This window comes from Streptomyces sp. R21, from assembly GCF_041051975.1.
In the GTDB taxonomy this organism is placed as follows: Bacteria; Actinomycetota; Actinomycetes; order Streptomycetales; family Streptomycetaceae; genus Streptomyces.
The window spans coordinates 2364508-2388970 of the sequence record NZ_CP163435.1 but is presented as its reverse complement, the minus strand read 5'-3'; the positions used below and the strand labels follow the sequence as shown (position 1 = coordinate 2388970).

The window sequence follows — 24463 nt, the reverse complement described above, 5'->3', positions numbered from 1 at the left end:
TCCATGCTGCCCCCGGCTCCCCGCCTTGCCCAGCCGGGCGGTCCCCCGGCGGCCCTCGGGCCGGGACCGTGCACATCGGGCGGACAAGCAGCACCATGGTTCGTGTAGAGGATGGGACCAATGGATTCTGTACATAACGGTTCCGATGCGCCCCCGCCTGTCGGACCGCGCGATCTCTTCGACGCGTCGAGCGACGCGGCAGCCGTGGTGTCCGCGCACGGCGTCGTGATCGGCTGGACCCGGGCCGCCGAAGCGCTTCTCGGCCACCGCGCGGCGGAGGTCGTCCGCCGCTCCGCCGCTCCGCTGCTGGCGATGTCCGGGGATCCCGCACGGGTGGCGGGCATCGCGGAGCGGTGCCGCGCCGGAATGGGGTGGAGCGGTCTCATTCCCGTACGGCACCGCGACGGCCGCAGCATCGAGGTCGAGCTGCGCGTCTCCGCGTCCTTCCGGATCGGCGAGGACGAGTGTTTTCTGATCTCGGGACGGGAGCAGCGGCAGCAGTGGACGGTGGGACAGTCCGTCCTCGACGGCTTCCTGACCCGCTCGCCGGTCGGCATGGCGGTCATGGATCTGCAACTGCGCTACGTGTGGCTGAACGACACCCTGGAACGCTTCGGCGGTGTGCCCCGTGAGCAGCGGCTGGGCCGTCGGCTGAGCGATCTGCTGCCCGGGCTGCAGGCGGAGACCATCGAGGGACTGATGCGCAAGGTGCTGGCGACCGGGACGCCGGTGACCGACTACGAGTACACGGGATGGAGTTGGGCCGACCCGCACCGCCAACGCGCCTACTCCACCTCCTTCTTCCCCCTGGTGGACGCCGACAACTCCGTCACCGGTGTCTGCTACATGGTCCAGGACGTCACCGAGCGGTGGAACGCCCGCCGGCTGCTGTCCCTGGTCAACGAAGCCGGGGCCGGCATCGGCAGTACGCTCGACGTGCTCCGGACGGCCCAGGAGCTGGCCGACTTCGCGGTTCCCCGCTTCGCCGACTTCGTCCTCGTCGACCTCCTGGAGCCCGTCCTCAGCGCCGAGGGGCACGGCACGTGGCTGACCGACGCGGGACCGGCGCCCGCCAGGCCGGTGATGCGCCGCGCCGGAATGAGCTCGGTGCGCGAGGGCTGCCCGGAGGCTGTTGCGCGGATCGGCGAACGGGTGGACTTCCTTCCCCCGCCGCACGGGCTGGACCAGCTCGTCAAGGGCGAACCGATCCTCATCCCGGTCCTCGACCCGACCGACGACGTGTGGGTCACTGATCAGCCCGCGCGAACGGAACGCATCCGCGAGTTCGGACTGCACTCCCTCATCTCCGTGCCGATGCGGGCGCGGAACACCGCCCTGGGCCTCACCACGTTCATGCGCTCGCTCAACACCGCCTCGTTCCAGCCCGACGACGTCCTGCTGGCCCGGGAACTGGTGGCGCGCGCCGCGCTGTGCGTCGACAACGCCCGCCGCTACACCCGCGAACACACGGCAGCGGTCACCCTTCAGCACAGCCTGCTGCCCCACGCGCTGACCGGCGGAACCGCGCTGGACGTCGCCTCCTCCTACCTGCCGGCTGACGCGACGGGCGGAGTCGGCGGTGACTGGTTCGACGTGATCCCGCTGTCCGGCGCCCGGGTGGGCCTCGTCGTCGGCGACGTGGTCGGCCACGGCATCGGCGCGGCGGCGACCATGGGCCGCCTGCGCACCGCGGTGCAGACCCTCGCCGACATGGAGATGCCCCCCGACGAACTTCTGGCCCACCTCGACGACCTCGTGCTCCGGTTGAGCGAGGAGGTGCCCGAGGACGAGGGCGCCGACGAGTGCAGGACCGCCTTCCTCGGGGCAACCTGCCTGTACGCCGTCTACGATCCGGTCACCAGGCGCTGCACGATGGCCCGCGCTGGGCATCCGCCCCCTGTCGTCGTCGCCCCGGACGGACACGTCTCCTTCCCGGAGCCCCCGGCCGGGCCTCCGCTCGGCCTGGGCGGGATGGCGTTCGAGGCCGCCGAGATCGAGCTCGCCGAGAACAGCCTCTTCGGGCTCTACACCGACGGCCTCATCGAAGGGGCCGAGGGCGACATGGAGCTGGGCATGTCCCGACTCGGCGAGGTGCTGTCCCGGTCCGACTCCAGCCTCGAAGCGCTGTGCACGTCGGCGGTGCAGCAGCTCGTGCCCGTGCCTCAACCCGACGACATCGCCCTGCTGTTGACGCGCACCCACGCCCTGGGCGCCGACCACGTCGTCTCGTGGGACGTGCCCGCGGACCCCGCAGCCGTCGCCGATGTCCGTGCCCGGGCGACCCGCCAGGTGGAAGCGTGGGGCCTGGAGGCACTGTCCATGACGACGGAACTCGTCGTGAGCGAACTGGTCACCAACGCGATTCGCCACGCCACCCCGCCCATTCGCCTACGACTCCTGCGCGACTCCCGCCTGACCTGCGAGGTCTCCGACGCCAGCAGTACGGCCCCGCGCCTGAGGCACGCCCGCAGCATGGACGAAGGTGGCCGCGGCCTCTTCCTGGTGGCCCAGCTCACCCATCGCTGGGGTGCCCGGTACACGTCGCACGGAAAGATCATCTGGGCCGAGCAGGAGCTTCCGTGAACAGGCGTGGGCGCCCGGCCGGCGGTGATTCCGGCCGGGCGCCCACGATGGGGTCGGCCCGCGTCAGCCGTCGGACTCCGGCGAGGGGAGGTAGGCGCCGGGTACGTCGTTCGGCGTGTAGACCTTCTTGTCGCCGGGGTACGGCTTGGTCCAGTTGTGGGTCTGGTACCAGGTGTAGCGGTTCATCTGCTCGGCGTTGGCGTAGTCGGGTACGGCGTGCGGGCCGGTCAGCCGCTGGTGGGAGGCCCAGGTCCGCCACTGGGCCGCGAGCTGCTGTTTGGCCTCCGGGATCGCGGCGGAGGTGGGCGCGGGCGCCGCGTCGGCGTTCTGGGCGGCCGGGGTGTCCGAGCCGCAGGAGGGCTGCGGGTTCACGCCGAGGGTCAGGGAGGTGCGGTTGGGCACCGCCGTGAACGGGGTGTTGTCCGGCTTCAGGGAGAACGCGCCGTACATCGGGGTGGCCGCGCTGTCCTTCTGGTTCATCGGGTGGATCCCGAGGATCTGCTCGATGGTCCGCATCATCGTGATCTGCGAGTAGTAGTGGCTGTCGACGGTGCCGTGCTTGGCCCAGGGGCTGATGATCTGGACCGGGGCGCGGTGGCCGTCCACGTGGTCGAGGCCGTTCTGGGAGTCGTCCTCGACGACGAAGATCGCCGAGTCCTTCCAGTACTTGCTGTGCGAGATCTTGTCGGCCATGCGGCCGACCGCGAGGTCGTTGTCCGCGACCTCGGCGGCGGCGTTGGCCGGACCGCCGGTGTGGTCGTTGGAGAACCAGAACATGTTCAGGTTCGCCGGACCGTTCTTCTCGAAGTCCTGCTTCCAGATCTCGTACTTGTAGATGTCCGGGACGTCGAGGTCGAACATCGGGAAGCCCTGCACCGACACGTTGTTGAGCGAGGGGATCGCCGAGCCGGTCTGGATGGGGTACTGGGTTCCCGCCCCGGTCGCGGCCATGTTCTTGGAGTCGCAGTACAGGTTCTGCCAGTTCGCGCCGGCCGGCTTGCTCTCCAGCGACTGGAATTCACCGAAGTCCTTGACCGACCTGCCGACCGCCTGCGCACCGCTCCAGATGAAGCCGGACTTCTGGTGGCCGAGGGCGTCGTTCTCGGTGTCGTAGCTGCGCTGGTACTCACCGGCCGAGGACTCGGTGTACTCCGGGTTGTCCGACTGCATCAGCCAGTTGTGGCCCTCCGCGGAGTTCGTGCCGACGTCGTAGAAGTTGTCGTACAGCCCGAACTGCTCGGCCAGGACGTGCTGGTTGGGCGTCACGTTCTCGCCGAACGTGGTGAGCGCGGAGTCGCCGTTGCCCTGGGGCAGATCGCCGAAGACCTGGTCGTAGGTCCGGTTCTCCTTGACGAGCAGGAAGACGTGCTTGATCGTTGAGGGGTCGCCGAGCCGCACCGGGACGGGCAGCGGGGGCACCTTGCTCCTGCCCTTGGAGGTCAGGACCGAGCCGGGGGTCCAGCCGTTCTGCTGGAAGACCTTGGCTGTCTGCTTCCTGATGACGCTGTCGTCGGGCAGCGTGAACTGCGTCAGGCTCGACGTCGTGTCGTGGGTGCCGTGGCCGGCGGCGGCGGTGGGGCGCCGGGCGTCGATGCCGCGGGTGTTTGAGACGACGATGTTCTTGCCGACGGCTGTGATCTCGGAGGGGAAGTAGTCGGTCGGCAGCAGGCCCACGTAACTGGCGGGCTCCTGCGGGGACTTGTAGCGGTAGACGGCGACGGCGTTGGCGCGGCCGAGCGTCACCAGCAGGTGTCCGTCGTCGGTGAGGGTCACCGCGTCGGGCTCGTAGCCGACCTTCGCCTCCGGCCACGGCTGGGTGGCGATGGTCTGTACGACCTTGTCGCCCGCGGTGTTGATGACCGACACGTTGTTGTCGGCGGTGTTGGTGACGAACACCGCGCCCTTCTTGGCGTACACCGCGGTCGGGTGCAGTCCTACGTCGATGCTGCCGACGGCGGCGGACGGGTCCGCCGTGTCGATGACGCTGACGGTGCCGGTGGTGGTGGCGCCGGTGTCCGGGTCGGCCGGCACCTGGGTGCCGTAGGAGTTGATGGTGCTCTCGCCCGCCTTGGCCGGGCGCCCGCCCTCGTTGCTGACGTACAGCTTGTCGCCGACCATCGCGATGCCGCGCGGGGCGTTGCCGACAGCCCAGCTCTGCTTGATGGTTCCGGTCGCCGTGTCGATGGCGACCACCCGGTTCTGGCCGTTGACCGCGGAGTACACGGTGGAGCCGTCGGCCGAGAACACCGCAGCGCCCACGAGCGCGTGCTTGGTGCCGTCGGCCGGGATCGGGACGGTCACCGGGCTGGACAGCGTGCCGTCCGCGCCCACGGTGAACTTGGTGTAGCCGTCGGTCTGGCCCAGCCACAGCTGCGAACCGTCGGGCGAGTAGCTCGGGCCCTCCTGGCCGACGGAACCGCTCTTGATGCGCAGGTCGTCCGCCGCGTTGGTGCCGACCTTCTGCTTCACCTGACCGGTCGCGAGGTCCATGATCACCAGCGATGCGTCACCGTCGGCGACCGTGGCCGCGAGGTGGGTGCCGTCGGGGCTGACCGTCGATGACATGATCTTGCCGTCGTTGATGACGGTGCGGCTGCCGTACGGCTTGATGTACTGGTCGCTGGAGATGACCTGGCCGTTTGGGGTCTCCTGGGCGACCTGCTGACTGCCGAACTGCCACGTCGAGGCGACCGCGGTGCCCGTGACGCCGAGGGCGACCGCGACGCCGGCCGTCACCAGCAGGGCCCGGCGGCCGACGCGTCTGCCGAAGAAGTCGACCTGGTTCTTTTCGTTGATCCGACGCTGGCGCGTTACCTGCACGGAACTGTCCCTTCAGTGGGTGTCGAGCAATTCGACGTTGCCGTCGAACTGCCACAGCGGATTCGGGGCGTCACCGGTCGAAGTCCGCACCAGGAAGTAGCCGTTGACTTCCTTCGGACCGTCGCCATCGGCCACGAACCGCCCGTCCGAGGTGATGTCGAGCTGATAGATGGCCGTCCCGGCGACCGGGACGCCGGGGAGATGCCACGTCACGACGCAACGCCAGTCGTTGCCCGCCCCCTCCTGGACGGCCTGGCCCGCGCTCTTGGTGCACGCCGCCGCGACCCGCAGCTGCGCCTCGGTGACGGCGGGGCGGTGGAGCTGCCGCGTCTGCAGGCGATAGAGGTGGGCGAAGGCCGTGGCGACCGACCGCTGGACCTTGTCCTGCGCGATTCCGGAGCCCGTCGACGGGGTCGCCACGGCGACCACCGCGACGGTGACGGCGGTCAGTCCGGCCAGCGGCAGCAGTCCGAGAGTGAACGCGCGGCGCCCGGAACCGTCGTAGGCGGGATTGGTGAAGTCGCGCCGCACGAACAGCAGATATGCCAGCGCGGTCGCGAGCACCGCCCACACCAGGCTGACCGCGATGCCGATCAGGAGCGGGGCGAGCTGAGCCGGGCTGGTGAACAGGCCGTTCCAGGCGATGAAGGCGTAACCGGGCAGGGCGAGTCGTACGGCGACGGGCAGCGGCAGCATCTGGGCGACCTGCATCGCGAGCGCGACGAGCGGCGGCAGCAGCAGCCCCATCGGCGAGCGCCCCAGAGCCACCGAACCGAGGAGCCCGATCGCGGCGAGGGCCAGCGTCGGGGCGAGGGCGCAGACCCAGGCGAGGAGCACCCTCCCAGCGGCATCGGAAGGCGCCAGCAGGTGACCGTCGAGACCGACCAGCGGCTGGTTGCCGACCGACACCAGCCCGCCGACCGCGCTGGACACGGCCAGCCCGGCCACCAGCAGCACGATGACGGTGAGGCCGGCCAGCGACTTCGCCACGAAGATCCGCCTGGTCGACCGGACCGCCACCAGCAGATGGCGCCAGGTGCCGAGCCGGTCCTCGGCGGAGAACACGTCACCGGCGACCAGCGAGGTCAGCAGGGGAAGCGCCCAGGTGCCCGCGAAACCGAGCATCACCAGCGGTCCCGCCCACCCCGTGGCGTGCATCCAGCGGCCGAAGAGCGTGTCCGAGGGGAGCGTGCTCTGCTGGCCCACCCCGGCGACGAACAGTGCGGGCGCGATCCAACAGGCGAGCACCAACAGGCGTACGCGCCACTGCGAGACCAGCTTGACCAGCTCGAAGCGGTAGCCGCGCGCGACGGAGACGGGGCGGGCGACGGCAACGCTGTCATCGGTGACGGTCGCGGTCATCGACCGGCCTCCTGCTGGTCGGTGAGGGCGAGGAACGCGGCCTCCAGGGGTGACACCACGGGGGCGAGCTCGCGCACCGCGATGCCCGATCGCACGAGCGCCGCGACCAGTTCGTCGAGGGCGGGCGTCATCGCGCGTACGACGAGGACTTCGGCGTCCTGCCGTACGACGGAGTCGTCCACGATCCGGACGCCGGCCGTGTCGGCGGTCAGCCGGCGCGCGGCCCCCGGGTCGGAAGTCCGTATCCGGTAGTCGAGTTCACGGTTCTCGGCGGCCAGTTTGTTCAGCGGACCGGAGAAGACGACCCGGCCGGTGGCGAGGATGGTGACCTCGGAGCACAGTGCTTCGAGGTCGTCCATACGGTGGCTGGAGAGCACGACACCGGTTCCGTCGGCGGCGAGCCGGGTGAGCACACCGTGTACGTGTCTCTTGCCGGCCGGGTCGAGACCGTTGGAGGGCTCGTCGAGCACGAGCAGCCGGGGTCTGGTGAGCAGGGCGGCGGCGAGCCCGAGCCGTTGACGCATGCCGAGGGAGAAGCCGCGGGTCCGGTCGTCGGCGACATCGGTGAGCCCGACCTGGTCGAGCACGTCGTCGATCCCCGCCGTCCGCGCGTCGCCTGCGCGCAGGGCGGCCAGTGCGGCGAGGTTCTGCCTGGCCGTGAGCGAGGGGTAGAGACCAGGGCCGTCCACGAAGCCGGCGACACCGTCGGGAGCGGTGAGCGCCCGTCCGACCCGCGTACCCAGGATCTGAAGGCCCCCGCTGTCGGCGACGGCCAGACCCAGCAGCAGACCGAGCAGCGTCGTCTTGCCGGCGCCGTTCGGTCCGACCAGGCCGTGGATCTGACCCTGCGTCACATCGAGGTCGACGCCGTCGAGCGCGACGACGTCGCCGAAGCACTTGGTGATCCCACGGGCGCGGACTGCGAGGAGTGTGTCCATAGTCCCTTCTTTCCAGCCTCAGGAAACCTAGGGACAACACACAGCCTTGGCATGGACACTCGGTTGAACGTCCATGGAACGGATCGTCAAGTCATCGGCAAGTCCGGGTGCACGCAGCGGTCGCAAGCCCGGGTGCACGGAGCGATCGGCAAGCCCGGGGTGCACAAAGTGGTCGGCCTCCGTCAGGGCTGGTCGGCCCAGACGTCGCAGTGGTGGCCCATGCCGGGGCGGGTCGGGCCGACGCGGTCGGGGAGCAGGGTCTGTACGCCGGTCCGTGGCCAGCGGGGCGCACCCTCGCCGTTGGGATCGCCCGAGCGGGCGAAGCGCGTCCAGTAGCCGATCATCATGTCGGCCAGGCGTTTTTGGGGTTCTGTCAGGGCGCGGGGCCTGCCGCCCAGGTCGAAGAGGTACGGGAGTTCCGTGGTGTGGGTGGCGCCGAGCGGGAAGGGCGGCTCGGTCGTCGTGGGGCGGGGCGCGTTCGGATCGGAGAACTCGTAGCGCCACACGGGCATCCGGCCGGCGAGCCGCCGGGCCGTGCTCGCGGTCGGGCAGGCGTAGTTCGAGTCGCCGATGACGGCGCCGAACACCGGCCCTCCGTCGTCGGCCGTGACGGGGTACGCGCGGATGACCTCCGGAGTGCGTGCCGGGTCGGGGGTGTAGCTCCTGACGACGTCCGGCCACGTCTCCGGCGTGACGACGGTGCCCGCCCGCATGATGCCGGCGGCCCAGACGTTCCCCTCGTCGTGGTTGCTGCCGAGCAGGACGGGCATCCGCCGCAGGTCGCCCGTGGCCAGTGCGGAGGCAGGGTCCTTCGGCAGCAACGGCGTTCCGTAGACGGGGTGTTGGTCGATCCCCTGGTGGGCGAGCAGCCGCGCGGGCGACACCTTGCGCAGGCAGGCGAGGGGATGGGCCGCCTGGGCGCAGCCCACCTTCGCGGTGAGCTCGGTCCCGGCCGCCTCGGCCGTGACGCGCGGGTACGCGGAGGGCGCGAAGGGCCGTTCGGGCTGCCCGGAGCACGGTCCGCTCTCGATGATCGCCCGGTGGAAGAGCCCCGCAGCCGACGGCGAGGCGAGCTGCGCACAGACGCTGTAGGCCCCCGCGGACTGGCCTGCCAGGGTGACGTTGCGGGGATCGCCGCCGTAGGCCGCGATGTCGGCGCGGACGTAGCGGAGCGCCGCCTGCTGGTCGGCGAGGCCGAACGTGCCGGAGCCGGCGAGGCCCGGGCGGGTGAGGAACCCCAGTGCTCCGAGGCGGTAGTTGACCGTGACGACCACGACATCGCCGCGTACGGCCATCCGGTGCGCCTCGTAGGAGCTGCCGGTCCCGGTGGTGAGGCCGCCGCCGTGCAGCCATACGACCACCGGCCGAGGGCGGGCGGGAGTGGCCGCGTCCGGCGCGGTCACGTTGAGGTACAGACAGTCCTCGGCCGTGCTGCCGCCGCGGACCTCGCCGTCGGGCTGGGCGCACGCGGGAGCCGTATGCCGGGCGTCCCGCACTCCTGTCCAGGGCGACGGCGGCCGGGGCGCGGTCCAGCGCAGGGCACCGACCGGCGGCGCAGCGTACGGGATTCCTTGGTAGGTCCGGTAGCCGTCGTGGACACTGCCGCGGACCGCGCCGTCGTGAGTGTGCACCACGCCGGGCGGGGTCGGTGCCGCCGTGGGCAGGGCCGTCACCGCGGGCGCGGTCGGCGTCGCCGCCGCGACGGGCAGGGGCGCGAACGCGGCCGACGCGCTCGCGAGGGCGACCGCCAAAGAGCGGATGACCACTGCCGGAGCGCGCATGTCAGCTGCCGCCCATCCCGCCCTGCGCGGCCACCAGCGTCATGCCGAGGCCGCCGACCGCCTCGCCCAGCCCGGGAGCCACCGCGCCGAGACGTCCGGTCAGCTCCTCGATACGGTCCTTGCGGGCGTGGGCGTCCGAGCGGGAGACGACGGACCGGATGCCGCCGGCCGCGGCCAGGGCGGCCAGCGCGGCGTCGGCGGGTGCGATCCGCGCGACGGGCTCGGTGCCGTGCAGGAGTTCGGTCACGGTGGCCTTCAGTGCGGTGACGGCCGAGGGGTCGGGGACCGATACCGTGCGCCGGGACCGGCCGAAGGACTTCTTCTCCTCGACGGCCAGCACGCCCTGGGCGGCGAGCTGTTCCTCGACCGAGTGCAGCGTCTCCTTGCGGTCGTGCTTGATCCAGGACTTCCAGCTGCGCCGCTCGCGCGCGATGTGGTCGAGCGTCAGGTCGAGGACCGGGTCTCCGGTCGGCCCCGGCGTCGCGACCAGCGCGTCGCCGTCGGAGTCGACGAGGTTCCCCCGGATCGCCAGCTCCGCCAGGACGGCGGCCCGGAGCAGGAATCCGGTCCTGGTGCGGTCGTGGAGGTCGCCCGCGGAGGCGTCGTAGGCCGTGAGGTACATCCGGCAGTACAGAGGCTGGGTCGTGCGGTACGGAGGCTGCGTCATGACGTCGACGCTACGGCGGTCATGAACGGGAGTGATCCGCCCAGCGGGTGGAACCCCGCTGGACACATGGGATGAGTGGGCCCGGCACTCATCCTGGAGGATGAGTCACGCGGACCGATGCGGCACCGGGCGTCAGAGGTCTCGGGGCTGCACGATCCGGTAGTCGTACGCGGCGACCGCGGCCTGCACCCGGTCCCGCAGCCCCAGTTTGCGCAGCACCGCCGAGACATGGCTCTTGACGGTCGCCTCCGACAGGCTGAGGTGCCCGGCGATCTCCGCGTTCGACAGCGCCTGCCCGATCAGGGCGAGGACTTCGAGCTCGCGTGCCGAGAGCTCCGACAGCGCGGCGGGCGTCGGCCGCTCGGCCGGGCCGGTGTGTGCGAAGCGGTCGAGCATGCGCCGCGTCACGCTGGGGGCGAGCAGCGAGTCGCCGCGGGCGATGACCCGGATGGCCTCGGCGAGTTCGGCGGGCCGGATGTCCTTGAGCAGGAAGCCGCTGGCGCCCGCGCGCAGCGCCGTCAGCACATGCTCGTCCAGGTCGAAGGTGGTGACGACGAGGACCCGGGCCGTACTGCCCGAAGCGATGATCTCGCGGGTGGCGTCGACGCCGTCCATCACGGGCATCCGGACGTCCATCAGGACGACGTCCGGCCGCGTCTGGTGGACCAGCCGTACCGCGTGCTGTCCGTCGGCCGCCTCGCCGACGACCTCCAGGTCGTCTCGTGCGTCGATGATCATGCGGAAGCCGCCCCGGACCAGTGCCTGGTCGTCGGCCACCACTACCCGGATCGTCACGGCTCGTAGCCTATCGGCAGCTCGGCACGCACCTCGAAACCGCCGTCCGCCCGGGGCCCCGCCTGCAGGCTGCCGCCGAGGAGCGCCGCCCTCTCGCGCATGCCGAGCAGGCCGCGCCCGGCTCCGGGGGAGCGGCCGGCGCGGGCCGGGGGACGCCCGTCGTCGGTCACGGTGAGGTGCACGGTCGAGGCGTCGTAGCGCACGCGGATGCTCACGCGGGTGGCCCTGGCATGGCGCAGGGTGTTCGTCAGGGCCTCCTGCACGATGCGGTATCCCGCGAGATCCACCGCGGCGGCGGGGGTCTGCGTGCGCTCGCCCGGGGTCAGGTCCACGACGAGCCCCAGGGCGCGGGTGTTCGACGCCAGTTCCTCCAGGTCCGTGAGTCCGCGCGGGGGCCTGCGCTCGTCGGCGCCGTCGTGCGGGGGCTCGGCGCGCAGGAGCAGCCGCAGCTCGCTCAGCGCGGATCGGCCCGCGCCGTCGATGGCGCGCAGCGCCTGCCGTGCCCGCTCCGGGTCCTGCTCGAAGATGTCCTCGGCCGCGCTCGCCTGGATCACCATGACGGACACGGTGTGCGCGACCACGTCGTGGACCTCGCGGGCGATCCTGGCGCGTTCCTCCGCCGCGGCCCGCTGGGTCTGCGCGACGAGGCGCTCGCGCTGCGCCCGGCGCCACTGCCCACCGGTCCAGGCCAGCGTGACGGCCAGCGGGTACGCCGCCAGGCCCAGGGCTCCGCCGCCGACGAACGCGACCGGTGTGAGCGCCAGCAGACCGAGCAGCCACCATCGCGACACGCGCGGCGGTGACAGCGACGACAGGACGCACAGCGCGATCTGGGCCGCGAGCAGCGCGCCGGTCAGGCTCACCTCGGGAAGGACCAGCCAGAGCGCGACGCCGGTCAGCGCGGTGAGGGTGAGGACGGTCCGTGGACTGCGGACCACCCACCACAGCGCCGCGATCTGGAACACCGCGAGCAGCAGCACGGCGGCGGACCGCCATGGGCCGTGGTCCTCGGCGCCCGCGACGACGGCCGCGGGCACCACCACACCGAGCACGAGCACCGCCGAGCCGATCCGCAGCGCCCTGACAGCTCGCGCGGACGGAGAGAGATAGCCGCTGCCGTCCGAACCGGGCCCCTGATCCACGGCTTGACGCTACCAATTCCGGCGGCACCGGCGGGTGCCGGGCGCTCCCGTGGACCTCGTCGGCGGCACTCATGCGGCCATCGGGCTTCCCCGGGTACCGGGAAGCGAGGGGGCCGCCCGGACGGAAGATGCGTCAGCCGTCAGCGCACGCCCGCTGCGTCGAGCAGGGTGGCGATCGTGGGCGCGAGGAGCCCGGTCAGTTTGTCGGCCTGGATTCCCGCGCGGGCGCTGGCGCCGTCGAAGACCAGGCTGAGCTGCCGGGCCAGCAGGTCGGGATCGCTCGCGCCGCCCTGTTCGGCCTCGGCCCGGAAGAAGCCCGTCAGGTTCTCCTTGATCCGGTGGGCGACCCGGCTCGCGGGGTGGTTCTGGTCCTTGAGCTCGATCTGCGCGGACAGGTACGGACAGCCGTGGAACTCGGGCGCACCCGCCTGCAACTGCACCTGCTCGAAGACGTGCATGATCCGCTCGCGGGGTGAACGGCCGTCGTCCGCCGCGGGCAGGAGCCCGGCCGCGAAGACGGAGGCGCGCCGCTCCAGACTCGCCGCCAGCAGTTCGTCCTTGCTCTCGAAGAGCTGGTACATGGACCGCTTCGAAACCCCCGCCGCCTTGCACAGGGCCTCGACACCGATGCCGACCCCGTCCCGGTAGGTGAGTGTGGCCGCCGCATCCAGCAGCCGCTCTCGGGGGCTTCGCTTCACCTCGGTGGTCATGCTGCGAGGGTAACGGCCCCGTCACTCGCGTCGAGCCCGAGATCGTCGAGCAGCGCTCCTGGCTGCTCAGAGCGCGGTGCCCGTCTCCTCGGCCAACGCCTGCAGCAGGCGGTCCTGGAATGCCTCGTCGTGGACGGCGCGGTGCGGCTGGAGCTGCTCGCGGTGGTACCAGTAGCCGCCGGTGGCCAGCGCCTGGGGTTCGTCGCTCGACGCGAGCCACTCCTGCGTCCGATGACCCTGCTCCAGATCGTCCGGTGCGCTCGGGCCGCCCATCTTCGTCGGCACCCAGCCCGGATCCACGGCGTTGCTCAGCACCCCTGGACGCAGGCGCGCCACCGCGGCCGCGAGCGTTGTGACGAACAGCTTGCTGTCGGCGTACGAGCCCGCGCTCCGGCCCCGCCAGTCGACCCCGTCGAGTGCGGGGTGCCCACCGAAATGCGAGCCGCTGCTCAGGTAGACCAACCGGCGCGGCCCGCGGAGCAGGGCCGTGAGCAGGTACGGCGCGATGATGTTGACCGGCATGACCGCCGGTCCGCTCCACACACCGGCGTTGTGGATGACCGCGTCGAGCGGCCCCGCGTCGTTCAGCTCCGCGGCGATGCGCCGTACGGCGTCACGGTCCGTGAATTCGCCCAGCACGATGCGCGCCCCACGGTCCGCCAGCGCGTCGAGGCCCGCCGCCCGCTCCTGGTTCCGGGCGTGCACGACCACGTCGTGTCCCTCGGACAGCAGTGAATCGGCCGCGGCCCGTCCGAGCCCGTCCGCGGAACCGGTCACCAGAATCCGGCTCATGACCGCGCCTCCCTGTCTCTTTCCGTTCGTGGTCGCGCAACTGCTCGTCGCCCGGGCCGCCTCGTGTCCTGACCGAGCGCGGTGCGGGAAGGCGTGAGGTGAGTGTCAGGTGGTGGCCAGCAGCAGGTCCTCTCCGCCCGACGGGCGCAGGCCGTCGGTGCGATCGGCGAAGTAGCGGTCGGCGTGCGAAGCTCCCGACACGTGTCGCGCGTCCGCGAAGCCGGCTTCGCGGGCCAGAGCCAGCATCTCGGGCGGGGCGTAGAAGCTGATGAACGGTGTTCCGGATGCCTCTGCGCCTTCCTTGCTCGTACGGAGGCCGGGGCGGTCGGCGTCGTCGAGCAGTTCCGTCGGCAGCAGGAAGGTCATGGCGAGCGTCGAGCCGGGCGCGAGCCCGGCGATCTGGTGCAGGGTGGCCGCGGTGGCGTCCTTGGTGAGGTACATGGTGACGCCGGTGGAGACGATGACCGCCGGCCGGCCGGCATCGAAGCCGGCCTCGGCCAGCTTCTTCAGCCAGTCCTCGCTCGCCTCGAAGTCCACCGGCACCAGGTGCAGCCAGTCGGGGACGCCGTAGCCGAGTTCGACCAGGCGGTGGCGCTTCCATGCCTGGGTGCCGGGCTGGTCCACCTCGAAGATCCGCAGCCGGGAGGCGAGTTCCGGCTCACGCTGGGCGAAGGTGTCCAGACCGGCCCCCAGGATGACGTACTGGGTCACGCCCTGGTCGGCCTGCTCGGCGATCAGGTCCTCGATGAAACGAGCGCGGGCGACGATGGCTGCCCGGAACCCGGCGGTGGCCACTGGGTCCATGTCCGGGCGGGCGCGCCAGTCGTCGCCGGGAGCCGCCAGCCGTAGGCCGATCTCGTCCTCGACCACATGCGGGGACGCGTCGACCTGGACGTGCATCGCCCGCCAGAGGGCGGTCCGCACCGCGGTGTTGTCCGGTGTCTGCATCTGCTCGTGCGTCATGGTGTGCCGCCTTCGTCGCAGTTCAGTTCTTGGCGGGCGCCTGGAGGCTCCACACGCGCCCGTCGGGGTCGCGGACGGTCATCTCCCTGGTCCCGTAATGGGTGTCCTCGAACGGTGTGACCACCTCGACGACAGGATCGGGACGGAACGTGTCGGCGTCCGGCACCTTCAGCACGATCCGCGTCTGGGGCTCCTGGTCCTCGGGAACCTCGGCGATGAACACGTAGGGACCGTCCCCGTTGCGCAGCTGGCCGGAGTCGTGGTCCGTCGCGAACTCCAGCTCGTATCCCAGCGCCTGGAAGAACCGCGCCGCCTTACCCCAGTTGTGGGTCGTCAGGAACACGGCCTCGATGCCTTCGGTCTCCATGTCAGGTCTCCTTCTCGGTCGACTGCTGCGCGTTCCCGGGGGCGTCATCGAGGTAGGCGCGCAGCGCGTCGGCGACCAGCGCCGACAACGACATGCCCGAGTCGATGGCGCGGTACTTGACCTGCTTGATCAGGCCGATCGGCAGGTACACGTTGAACTGCTTGACCTCTTCATCACCCACAAGGCGATGCTAGCACCCTAGCAAGCTAGATGGGTGGGCGAGCGTCGGCGCAGGGCGGCGGCGGATCACGTCACGCCTCCTGCAACGCAGGGGCGGAGCGCTCGCCCGAGCCTCGGACGATCAGACGGGTGGGGACGGTGATGGTGCGGGCGCGGGTGCGGTCGCCGTCGAGTCGGGCCAGGGCCGCGGCCGCGGCCGCTCTGCCGATCTCCTCGGGATCCTGGGCGACGACGGTCAGGGCCGGTTCGAGCGCGTCGGCGAGCGGGACGTCGTCGAAGGCGACGAAGGCGATGTCCTTCCGCATGCTGCGGGAGAGCTCGGCGACTATCCCCAGCGCGACCATGTTGTTGCCGGCGAACAGGGCGGTGGGGGGATCCGGCAGGTCCAGCAGCTGGGAGGTCGCGGTCGCGGCGGCGCTCTGGTCGTGGGCGTTGGTGACCAGGGCGCGGTCGTGGGCGACGCCCGCCTCCTCCAGGGCCGACCGGTATCCCGCGAGGCGTTCGCGGCGGGTGTGGAGCTTGAGGGGCAGGTCGCCGATGAAGCCGATGCGCCGGTGGCCGTGGGCGATCAGATGGGCCACGCCCTCGTGGGCACCCGCACGGTTGGAACTGACGACGCTGTCCGTCGCGAGGCCCACTCCCGGACGGTCGATGAAGACGACGGGCAGGCCCCCGGCACGGTGCGTCTTGAGGTGGGAGTGGTCGGCGCCGACGGACGGCACGACCATCAGAACGCTGACGCGGCGGGCCAGGAACTTGTCCGTCAGCGCGCGTTCGCGGTCGGGATCGTCCGCGGAGGAGCCCATGAGCAGCGTCAGTCCACGGTCGCGGACGGTGTCCTCGATGCTGCCGGCCACCGCTCCGAAGAAGGGGTTGCCGAGGTCGGGGATCACCAGTCCGACCGTCGTGTCGGGCCCGCCGACACGGATGTTGCGTGCCATCAGGTTCGGCTGGAAGCCGAGTTTGGCCACGGCGGCGAGTACCTGTTCCCTGGTCCGGGCCGAGGCGGGCCCGTCCTCGTTGAGGACGCGGGAGACGGTCTTGGCGCTGACGCCCACTTCGCGGGCGACGTCGGCCAGGGTGGGGCGGCGGTTCGCTGCCATGGAGGAAACGGTCTCCTGTGCTCGTCGGTTCCGGCCACGGCCTCGGCCGGAACCTGTGAGTGCTTCAGTCGTACGTCAGTTGGCCTGGACGCCCGCGGCCTTCGCCGCCTCGGAATCCGCTACGACAGTATCTCCGGCCGCGTCGACGGTGAGCGCGCCGGTCATGATGGCGACGACCTCCGCCATGGAGTAGTCGGAGGGCTTGATCACGGCGGCGCGCCGGCCCAGCCGGTGGACGTGGATGCGGTCGGCGATCTCGAAGACATGGGGCATGTTGTGGCTGATCAGAACGACCGGCATGCCGTTGTCGCGGACGCGGCGGATGAGATCGAGAACCTGACCGGACTCCTTGACGCCGAGGGCGGCGGTGGGTTCGTCCATGACGACGACACTGCGCGCCCAGGCGACGGAACGGGCGACGGCCACGGCCTGCCGCTGTCCGCCGGAGAGGGTCTCGACCGACTGCGTCAGCGAGCGCAGACCGATCTTCAGGTCGGCCATGTGCTCGGCGGCCTCCTGACGCATGCGCTTCTTGTCGAGCATGCGGAAGACGCTGCCGAGGACGCCGGGGCGGCGCAGCTCGCGCCCGAGGAACATGTTGGAGGCGATGTCCATGGAGGCCGCCACCGCGAGATCCTGGTACACCGTCTCGATGCCGTGCGCGCGGGCGCTCTGCGGGCCGGAGAAGCTGATGGGCTTGCCATGGAGGCGTATCTCGCCGGCGTCGGGGGCGACCGCCCCGGTGAGGGCCTTGATCAGGCTGGTCTTGCCTGCTCCGTTGTCGCCGATGACGGCGAGCACCTCGCCGGGCAGCAGATCGAAGTCGGCGCCGTCGATCGCGGTCACGTGGCCGTAGCGCTTGACCAGACCGCGGGCCTGGAGGACAGGCGTGGGGGAGTCGGTGGTGGTCATCGGGCCTTCTTCCGGGAGAGCTGGTCGACGGTCACCGCGAGGATGACGAGGACTCCGGTGATCAGGGTCTGGTAGATGGAGGCGACGCCCATCAGCTGGAGACCGTTGCGGAAGACGCCGACGATGAGGACGCCGATGAACGTGCCCAGGACCGATCCGCGCCCGCCGAAGAGACTGGTGCCGCCGAGGACCACGGCGGTGATGCTGTCGAGGTTGTCGGTCTGTCCCGCCTGGGGATCACCGACTCCGGTGCGGGCGATGAGCAGCAGGGCGGCGATCCCGTACAGCAGACCGGCCACGGTGTAGATGCCGATGGTCAGCCGGGAGGTGCGGATGCCGTTGAGCCGCGCCGCTTCCTGGCTGTTGCCCAGGGCGTAGACGTGCCGGCCCCAGCCGGTGCTGCTCAGCGCGTACGCGAGGAGGAGGAACAGAGCGATGGTGACCAGGGAGCCGTAGGTGATGTCGGTGTGGCCCATCGGGAAGGTCTGCCCCAGGGCCGTCAGCGGGCCGGGCAGGTTGGTGACCGTCTGTTCCTTGGAGTAGATGTGGGTCAGCGCGAACGCCACGTTGAGCATGCCGAGGGTCACGATGAACGGCGGCAGCGGGATCTTCTGCACCAGCAGACCGTTGACCAGGCCGAAGCCGCCGCAGACGACGAGGCCCAGGGCGATGGCGACGAGCGGCGGCAGCGAGCCCTCGGCCGCCATCTTGGCGATGACGAGGCTGCCGAACGCCATCACGGCCCCGCACGACAGGTCGATGCCCGCGGTGAGGATGATCAGGGTCTGTCCGATGGCGAGGGTGCCGACGACCATGACCTGCTGCACGATCAGCGAGAAGTTCCCGCCGGTGAGGAACTGGTCGGTGGACAGGGAGAAGTACGCACAGGCGAGAAGGAGAGCGACCAGCGGGCCGGTGGTCGGTGCTGTGAGCAGTCTGCGGGCCGTGGTCGGCGCTTTGAGCTCGGCGTACGGCGATGACGTGCTCGGGGGCGTGGACGTGGCGGTCATACGAAGTCCTTGTCGGAAGACAGAAGCCCTTGTCGGAGGACTAGAGGGGGCGGCCGTCCCGGCCCGGGTCGGGGAGGTGCCGGGTCCGGCCGCCCCGCTGAGGGGGAGGAGGTGTCGTACGGTCATCGGGGCCGGGCTCAGCCCCAGCAGTTCTCCAGGCCGTAGGCGGTGTCCTTGGACGTGACCCCGGTCTGTGCCTTGTCGGTGATCAGGGTGACGCCGGTGTCGGTGTAACCGGACGCCTTCTTGCCGTCCTTCGCGTACGTCACGACGGCCTTGACGCCCTCGGCGGCCATCTTCAGCGGGTACTGCTGCGAGGTCGCGGCGATCTTTCCGTCCTTGACCGCCTGGGTGCCCGTGCAGCCGCCGTCGACCGAGACGATCAGGACGTCCTTCTCCCGGCCCTTGGCCTTGAGGGCGGTGTAAGCGCCCAGCGCGGCCGGTTCGTTGATCGTGTAGACGACGTTGATGCCGGGCTCCTTCTGCAGGCAGTTCTCCATCGCCGTCTGGCCCTTGGCCTGGTCGCCGCCGGTGTCCTGGGAGCAGACGACGGAGGGGTCCTTCGCGGTGACGCCGAAGCCCTTGAGGAAACCGTTGTGGCGCAGCACGCCGACGGAGACGCCGGGCGCGAGGTCGAGGGTGGCTATCTTCGCCGTCTTGCCCTTCATGACGGCCTTGGCGTACTCGCCGATCAGCTGGCCGGCCTTGAGGTTGTCGGTGGCGAAGAGGGCGTCGACCGCGCTCTGCGGCTCGGTCGGGGTGTCCAGCGCGATGACCAGGACGCCCTTGGCGCGGGCCTTCTGGACCGCCGGCACGATCGCCTTGGAGTCGCTGGGCGTGATCAGGATGCCCTTCACCCCGGCGGCGACCATGTTCTCGATGGCGGTGACCTGACCGGCGTTGTCCCCGTCGAACTTGCCCGCGGCGGTCATCAGCTGGGCGCCGTCTTCCTTGGCGGCCTTCTGAGCGCCTTCCTTCATCTTCACGAAGAACGGGTTGGTGTCGGTCTTGGTGATCAGACCGACCTTGATGCTGCCCGAACCGGAGCCGGCGGTGTCCGTTTTGGAACCGGATCCGCAGGCCGTCAGGGCGAGGGCCGCGACGCCCGTACACGCGGCGACTCTGAGGAGGGAGGGGGTCAGGCGAGAGGTGCGCGACATGAACGACTCCTGCGGGATTGCGAGCGGCGCGGTCGGCATCGGGTCATGCCGTCCCGAGGTGTCATCGTTGACTTATGTCATCGTTGACACCGCATGGCGAGGATGATGGACTCCGTCTCCCGGAAACGTCAATGCCCTGCACTCGTCACAAATCGGCAACGTCCGGGTCGGCGCCCGCCCGCAGCCATGCGAAAGCCGCCCGATTCATGCCCGGTTCGCCCGCACGTTCGTCAGAGAAGAGCAGCCCATGAGCTCGCGTCAGATCACGGTCCTGGGGGAGTGCGTCGCGGACGCGTTCACCGCACCCGCAAGCACCTCGAACGAACTCACCCTGCGCGTCCTGCCCGGCGGCGGACCTGCGAACACAGCGGTGGCGCTGGCCCGGCTGGGCACCCCGGCCCGCTTCCTCGCACGCCTGTCCGGCGATGTGTTCGGCCGCCTGTTCCGCGGGCACCTGGAGGCATCCGGAGTGGACCTGTCCTGCGCCGTTCCGGCCGCCGAACCCAGCACGCTGGCCGTGGCGGAGCTGGACGCCCAGGGGCAGGCGGAGTTCTCCTTCCACGCGCAGAACACGGCCGACTGGCAGTGGAGTTCGGCGGAACTGGCCCGGGTGGACCTCTCCGAAACCGCGTGTGTCCACACCGGGTCGCTGGCCTTGGTCCGCGAGCCCGGCGCGGCGGTGGTGGAGGAGTTCCTGGCGACGGCCGCTCCCCGGGCCACGATCAGCATCGATCCCAACGTCCGGCCGCTGCTGGTGCGCCCCGAGGTCTACCGCGCCCGGCTGGCGCACTGGTGCGGCCTCGCGGATGTGCTGCGGCTGAGCGAGGACGACCTGGAACTCCTGCTGCCGGACACGCCGCCCGAGCAGGCGTGCGACATCTGGCACGCCGCAGGGGCGCGGCTCGTCGTGATCACGCGAGGCGCCGCCGGCGCCCTGGCCTCCCTCGACGGCGAACGGCTGGAGGTGCCCGGGGTGGCTGCTCGGGTGGTCGACACGGTCGGGGCGGGGGACTCCTTCACCGCCGGACTGCTGCACCACCTCGGCGCCCGCGGTCTTCTGGGCGGCCGGCTCACGGACCTCCGGCTCGGCGACGTCGCCGAAGCCTGCGTGTTCGGCACCCAGGTCGCGGCTCTGACCTGCTCGGTCGCCGGCCCCAACCCGCCGTGGCAGAACCAGTTGGCGCAGCTCGCGACCGCCGACGGCACCTGACGGGAAAGCGAGCCGCGTCGCGGAATCCGGCCCGACCTGTTGACGCACGGGCCGGAGTGCCCACATCATCGGGCCTCGATGTCATCGATGACACAAGTCAACGATGACACCTCTTGTCGGCGCCCTTGCCGACGCCGTGGACGACGGCGCCGACCGGGCGTCACTTCCGGTCCGTCCGTGTCGGGCGGCAGATTCCGCCGCCCGGCCGGTCGCAGCACAGGAGACACCATGAGCTCTGGACGTGTATCCCGGCATGCCCGCACCCGGATGATCGCGGCGGTGGCGACCGTCTGCGCCCTGGCCGCGGCCCCGCTCGCTCCTCAGGCCAACGCTGCCGACAACCCGTCGTACTCCGAGACCTACCGGCCCCAGTTCCACTTCACGCCGGAGAAGAACTGGATGAACGACCCCAACGGCCTCGTGTACTACAAGGGCGAGTACCACCTCTTCTACCAGTACAACCCGGACGGCAACTCCTGGGGCGACATGTCCTGGGGGCACGCGGTGAGCACGGACCTCGTGCACTGGAAGCAACTTCCGCTCGCTCTGTCGCACGACGACCAGGAGATGGTCTTCTCCGGCAGCGCGGTCGTCGACCGGAACAACACCACCGGCTACGGCACCAAGAAGAACCCACCCATGGTGGCGATCTACACCAGCCACTCCAAGGAAACCGGCAAGCAGGCACAGGCGCTCGCCTACAGCACCGACCGCGGCCGCACCTGGACCAAGTACCAGGGCAACCCCGTCCTCGACATCGGCTCCACCGAGTTCCGCGACCCCAAGGTCCAGTGGTACGCGCCCACCAAGAGCTGGCTGATGACGGTGTCGCTGTCCACCGAGCACAAGGTGCGGTTCTACTCGTCCAAGAACCTCAAGGACTGGAGCCTGCTCAGCGAGTTCGGGCCGGCCGGCGCGACGGGCGGCGTGTGGGAGTGCCCCGACCTGTTCCCCCTCGCCGTCGACGGCGACGAGAACAACATCAAGTGGGTCCTGGTCGTCAACATCAACCCCGGTGGTATCGCGGGAGGTTCGGCCGCCCAGTACTTCGTCGGCGACTTCGACGGCAAGAAGTTCACGCCCGAGGACAAGGGCACCTACACGCCGCCCGGCGGCACGGTGATGCAGGACTTCGAGGGCGCCGACTTCGGTGCGTGGACGACGACGGGCACCGCGTTCGGCCAGGCACCGGCAGCCGGGGCCCTGGACGGTCAGGGCACGGTGGACGGCTACGACGGCAAGGGCCTCGCCAACAGCTTCCACGCGGGTGACGCCTCCACCGGCACCCTGACCTCGCCCTCCTTCACCGTCGACAGCCCGTACCTGAACTTCAAGGTCGGTGGCGGACGGCACCCGCACGTGCCCGGCACCGCCATGGAGCAGGGGCCCCCGCCCGAGGGCACGGTCCTCGCCGACTTCGAAGGCGGCACCTACGGCGACTGGACGAGGACCGGAGACGCCTTCGGCACCGCACCGGCCACCGGCACGCTCCCCGGCCAGCAAGAGGTCTCCGGGTTTCTGGGCCACGGCCTGGTCAACAGCTACCTGAACGGTGACTCCACCACCGGCACTCTCACCTCACCCGAATTCACCATCGACAAGGACCACATCAACTTCCTCATCGGCGGCGGCAACCACCCCGCCGGCTCCGACAACCCGACCGCCGTCGAACTCCTCGTCGACGGCAAGGTGGTACGCAGCGCCACCGGACAGGACGCCGAGGCACTCAACTGGGCGTCCTGGGACGTGAGCGACCTCGCAGGCAAGAAGGCACAGGTCAGGATCGTCGACGACAACACCGGCGGCTGGGGCCACCTCAACGTCGACCACATCATGCTCTCCGACACCCAGGCCCGGCCCGTCTCCCAGGAGACATCCGTCAACCTGATCGTCGACGGCCAGGTCGTCCGCAGCGCCACGGGATCCAACAGCGAGACCCTGGACTGGGCCTCCTTCGACATGCGCCCCTACGCGGGCAAGAAGGCGCAGCTCCAGATCGTCGACATGAACGCCGCAGGCTGGGGCCACATCCTCGCCGACCGGTTCACCGCAGCCGACGCCCCCGCGAAGTCCGTCGTGCAGCGCGCGGACTGGGCCGACCACGGCAAGGACTACTACGCGGCGGTGTCCTGGGAGGACGCCCCGGGTGGCAAGCGGTACATGATCGGCTGGATGAACAACTGGGACTACGCCGGCGCCATCCCCACCTCGCCCTGGCGGAGCGCGCAGAGCATTCCCCGGGAGATGGCACTGCGCACCGTCGACGGCCGTGTCCGGCTGACCAGCAAGCCGGTGAACAGCCTGACATCCCTGCGTCAGGATCCCCCGGCGTCCGCGACCGGAGTCACCGTCAAGAACACCTCCCAGCCCCTGATCGGCCCCGCGGCCGAGGGCAAGGCACTCGACATCGAGGCGACCTTCTCCCTCAAGGACGCCGAACGGTTCGGCCTGAAGGTGCGCACCGGCGCCGGGGGCGAGGAGACCGTCATCGGCTACGACACCACGACGCAGGAGCTGTACGTCGACCGCACCCACTCCGGCGCCGCGGACTTCAGCAGCAGCTTCCCCGGCGTCCAGACCGCACCGCTGAAGGCCACGAGCGGCAAGGTGAAGCTGCGGATCCTCGTCGACTGGTCGTCCGTCGAGGTCTTCGGCGGCAGCGGTGAGGCCGTGATCACCGACCAGATATTCCCCGACCCCGCAAGCCAGGGGGTGCAGGTCTTCGCCGAGAACGGCTCGGTGAAGCTGGACCAGGCCCGCGTCTGGCACCTCGATTCCTACCGCGACTGACAAGGACACAAGAACGTGAAGAAAACCCTGCTCGCCGAGTTCACCGCCCGAGAGGGAGCGGAGGACGAGGTCTCCCGCCTGATCCGGGACTACGCCGGGAAGGTACGGGAAGAAGAGGGCAACCTCGCCTTCGACGTCTACACCAAGGCGTCCGGCCCGCGCGCCTACTGGATCTTCGAGGTGTACCGGGACGAGGACGCCTTCCAGGCACATCTGAAGGCCCCGTACGGCGGCCCGTTCAACACCGCACTCGCACCGCTGATCGAAGAGGACGCCTCCGTACTGACGTTCCTCGACCCGGCGGCCTGATCGCGGCCGGCCCGCTTCATCCTCGGGAGGGCCCGTCACCGATGCATTTCGACGGCCCGGTGTCGCGCTTGGCGATCGTCAAGCGCGACACCGGGGCCGGTGGCGGAAGGCGGTCGACTCACCCCGCCTGCCGCACCCGGTAGCGCAGGTGCTGCACGCCTGGCCCGCCGAAGGCACGGACGGGCTCCAGCTCGATGTGCCCGGGCGGCATGTCCTCGAACAGCCGGCGGCCCTGCCCGAGCAACACCGGAACCAGATGTATCTGCAACTCGTCCAGCGCCCCGGCGGCCAGCGCCAGCCGCGCGGTGACCGCGCCGTGGACCAGCACGTCCTTGTCGCCGGCGGCCTCCTTCGCCATGCGCACCGCGTCCTTGACGTCGCTGACGTAGGTCACCGCAGGCCATTGCAGCGTGGCATCGGGCTCGCGGCGGGTCAGGACGAAGATCGGTACGCCGTCGTGGTGGTCGCCTCCCCAGCCGCCCGCGTTCTCGAACGTCCGCCGGCCGGTGACCACCGCCCCGGTGGCCATCACCTCGTCCATGACGTCGCGGTTCACGCCCGACAGGCGGGCGACGGCGTCCAGATGGCTGATCTCGGCCTCCATCCCGAACCAGTCGTGCAGGCGGCTCCCGCCATCGCCGATCCCGTTGTCCGGACCGTCGTTGGGTCCGGCGATGAATCCATCGACCGACATCGACATGTACAGCACAGCGTTGCCCATGGCTCCTCCTCGTGTGGCGGCCGCGGTGAGGTGATGGACCTTGTTGTACATGCCGGCGCCCGCGAAGGGCCCGTACGCGATCGCCCTCGCGGCGTGGTCGTGATCTGCGTGGGCGGGATCCTCGGCAGGAACGGCGCCGCGGGTCTTG

21 protein-coding genes are annotated in these 24463 nt (G+C 70.5%); 4 read left to right on the top strand and 17 right to left on the bottom strand.

Annotated features, from left to right (window positions below):
- The first annotated feature begins 120 nt into the window (after window positions 1-120).
- Entirely contained in the window at window positions 121-2583 is a 2463-nt protein-coding gene (locus AB5J56_RS10825; protein ID WP_369232422.1) for a SpoIIE family protein phosphatase, read from the top strand.
- Between the two features lie 63 nt (window positions 2584-2646).
- Here AB5J56_RS10825 and AB5J56_RS10820 read toward each other — a convergent pair whose 3' ends face one another.
- The 16 genes from AB5J56_RS10820 to AB5J56_RS10745 form a co-directional block, all read right to left on the bottom strand.
- A complete protein-coding gene (locus tag AB5J56_RS10820) occupies window positions 2647-5403 on the bottom strand; it encodes an alkaline phosphatase family protein (RefSeq protein ID WP_369232420.1) in 2757 nt (918 codons plus the stop codon).
- A 12-nt stretch (window positions 5404-5415) separates the two neighbouring features.
- Window positions 5416-6765: an ABC transporter permease gene (locus AB5J56_RS10815; RefSeq protein WP_369232418.1), complete on the bottom strand. Its 1350-nt coding sequence runs from the start codon at window positions 6763-6765 to the stop codon at window positions 5416-5418.
- On the bottom strand, window positions 6762-7703 hold the full coding sequence (locus AB5J56_RS10810) for an ABC transporter ATP-binding protein (protein ID WP_369232416.1): 942 nt from the start codon (window positions 7701-7703) through the stop codon (window positions 6762-6764). Before AB5J56_RS10810 ends, AB5J56_RS10815 begins: the two co-directional genes overlap by 4 nt.
- Window positions 7704-7885: 182 nt before the next feature.
- Window positions 7886-9484 (bottom strand): carboxylesterase/lipase family protein, encoded by a 1599-nt coding sequence (locus AB5J56_RS10805; RefSeq protein WP_369232414.1) that lies wholly within the window; start codon window positions 9482-9484, stop codon window positions 7886-7888.
- A gap of 1 nt (window position 9485) precedes the next feature.
- Entirely contained in the window at window positions 9486-10151 is a 666-nt protein-coding gene (locus AB5J56_RS10800) for a GPP34 family phosphoprotein (protein WP_369232412.1), read from the bottom strand.
- Window positions 10152-10283: 132 nt separating this feature from the next.
- Window positions 10284-10946 carry a response regulator gene (locus tag AB5J56_RS10795; protein ID WP_369232410.1) on the bottom strand — a complete coding sequence of 221 codons (663 nt, stop codon included), beginning with the start codon at window positions 10944-10946 and terminating at the stop codon, window positions 10284-10286.
- On the bottom strand, window positions 10943-12088 hold the full coding sequence (locus AB5J56_RS10790; RefSeq protein ID WP_369232408.1) for a sensor histidine kinase: 1146 nt from the start codon (window positions 12086-12088) through the stop codon (window positions 10943-10945). Before AB5J56_RS10790 ends, AB5J56_RS10795 begins: the two co-directional genes overlap by 4 nt.
- A 140-nt stretch (window positions 12089-12228) precedes the next feature.
- Window positions 12229-12798 (bottom strand): TetR/AcrR family transcriptional regulator, encoded by a 570-nt coding sequence (locus AB5J56_RS10785; protein ID WP_369232406.1) that lies wholly within the window; start codon window positions 12796-12798, stop codon window positions 12229-12231.
- A 66-nt stretch (window positions 12799-12864) separates the two neighbouring features.
- Window positions 12865-13590 (bottom strand): SDR family NAD(P)-dependent oxidoreductase, encoded by a 726-nt coding sequence (locus tag AB5J56_RS10780; RefSeq protein WP_369232404.1) that lies wholly within the window; start codon window positions 13588-13590, stop codon window positions 12865-12867.
- Between the two features lie 105 nt (window positions 13591-13695).
- Window positions 13696-14553 carry a class I SAM-dependent methyltransferase gene (locus AB5J56_RS10775; protein ID WP_369232402.1) on the bottom strand — a complete coding sequence of 286 codons (858 nt, stop codon included), beginning with the start codon at window positions 14551-14553 and terminating at the stop codon, window positions 13696-13698.
- Between the two features lie 22 nt (window positions 14554-14575).
- Window positions 14576-14920 carry a VOC family protein gene (locus AB5J56_RS10770; protein WP_369232400.1) on the bottom strand — a complete coding sequence of 115 codons (345 nt, stop codon included), beginning with the start codon at window positions 14918-14920 and terminating at the stop codon, window positions 14576-14578.
- 1 nt (window position 14921) lies between these two features.
- Window positions 14922-15101, bottom strand: a complete 180-nt coding sequence (locus AB5J56_RS10765) for a CopG family transcriptional regulator (RefSeq protein WP_369232398.1) — start codon at window positions 15099-15101, stop codon at window positions 14922-14924.
- A gap of 70 nt (window positions 15102-15171) precedes the next feature.
- Window positions 15172-16203, bottom strand: coding sequence for a LacI family DNA-binding transcriptional regulator (locus AB5J56_RS10760; protein ID WP_369232396.1), 1032 nt, complete (start codon window positions 16201-16203; stop codon window positions 15172-15174).
- Window positions 16204-16278: 75 nt separating this feature from the next.
- A complete protein-coding gene (locus AB5J56_RS10755; protein WP_369232394.1) occupies window positions 16279-17115 on the bottom strand; it encodes an ATP-binding cassette domain-containing protein in 837 nt (278 codons plus the stop codon).
- Window positions 17112-18125, bottom strand: a complete 1014-nt coding sequence (locus tag AB5J56_RS10750) for an ABC transporter permease (RefSeq protein ID WP_369232392.1) — start codon at window positions 18123-18125, stop codon at window positions 17112-17114. Before AB5J56_RS10750 ends, AB5J56_RS10755 begins: the two co-directional genes overlap by 4 nt.
- 137 nt (window positions 18126-18262) lie before the next feature.
- Window positions 18263-19285 (bottom strand): sugar ABC transporter substrate-binding protein, encoded by a 1023-nt coding sequence (locus AB5J56_RS10745; protein ID WP_369232390.1) that lies wholly within the window; start codon window positions 19283-19285, stop codon window positions 18263-18265.
- 247 nt (window positions 19286-19532) lie between these two features.
- On the opposite strand from AB5J56_RS10745, the gene AB5J56_RS10740 reads away from it, so the two are divergent.
- From AB5J56_RS10740 to AB5J56_RS10730, 3 genes are all read left to right on the top strand, one after another.
- The gene (locus tag AB5J56_RS10740) at window positions 19533-20495 is read left to right on the top strand and encodes a carbohydrate kinase (protein ID WP_369232388.1); all 963 of its coding nucleotides are present in this window, start codon (window positions 19533-19535) and stop codon (window positions 20493-20495) included.
- A gap of 228 nt (window positions 20496-20723) precedes the next feature.
- A complete protein-coding gene (locus AB5J56_RS10735; RefSeq protein ID WP_369232386.1) occupies window positions 20724-23285 on the top strand; it encodes a GH32 C-terminal domain-containing protein in 2562 nt (853 codons plus the stop codon).
- Between the two features lie 15 nt (window positions 23286-23300).
- A complete protein-coding gene (locus AB5J56_RS10730) occupies window positions 23301-23594 on the top strand; it encodes a putative quinol monooxygenase (protein ID WP_369232384.1) in 294 nt (97 codons plus the stop codon).
- Window positions 23595-23712: 118 nt separating this feature from the next.
- Here AB5J56_RS10730 and AB5J56_RS10725 read toward each other — a convergent pair whose 3' ends face one another.
- The gene (locus AB5J56_RS10725) at window positions 23713-24315 is read right to left on the bottom strand and encodes a dihydrofolate reductase family protein (RefSeq protein WP_369232383.1); all 603 of its coding nucleotides are present in this window, start codon (window positions 24313-24315) and stop codon (window positions 23713-23715) included.
- Window positions 24316-24463 lie beyond the last annotated feature (148 nt).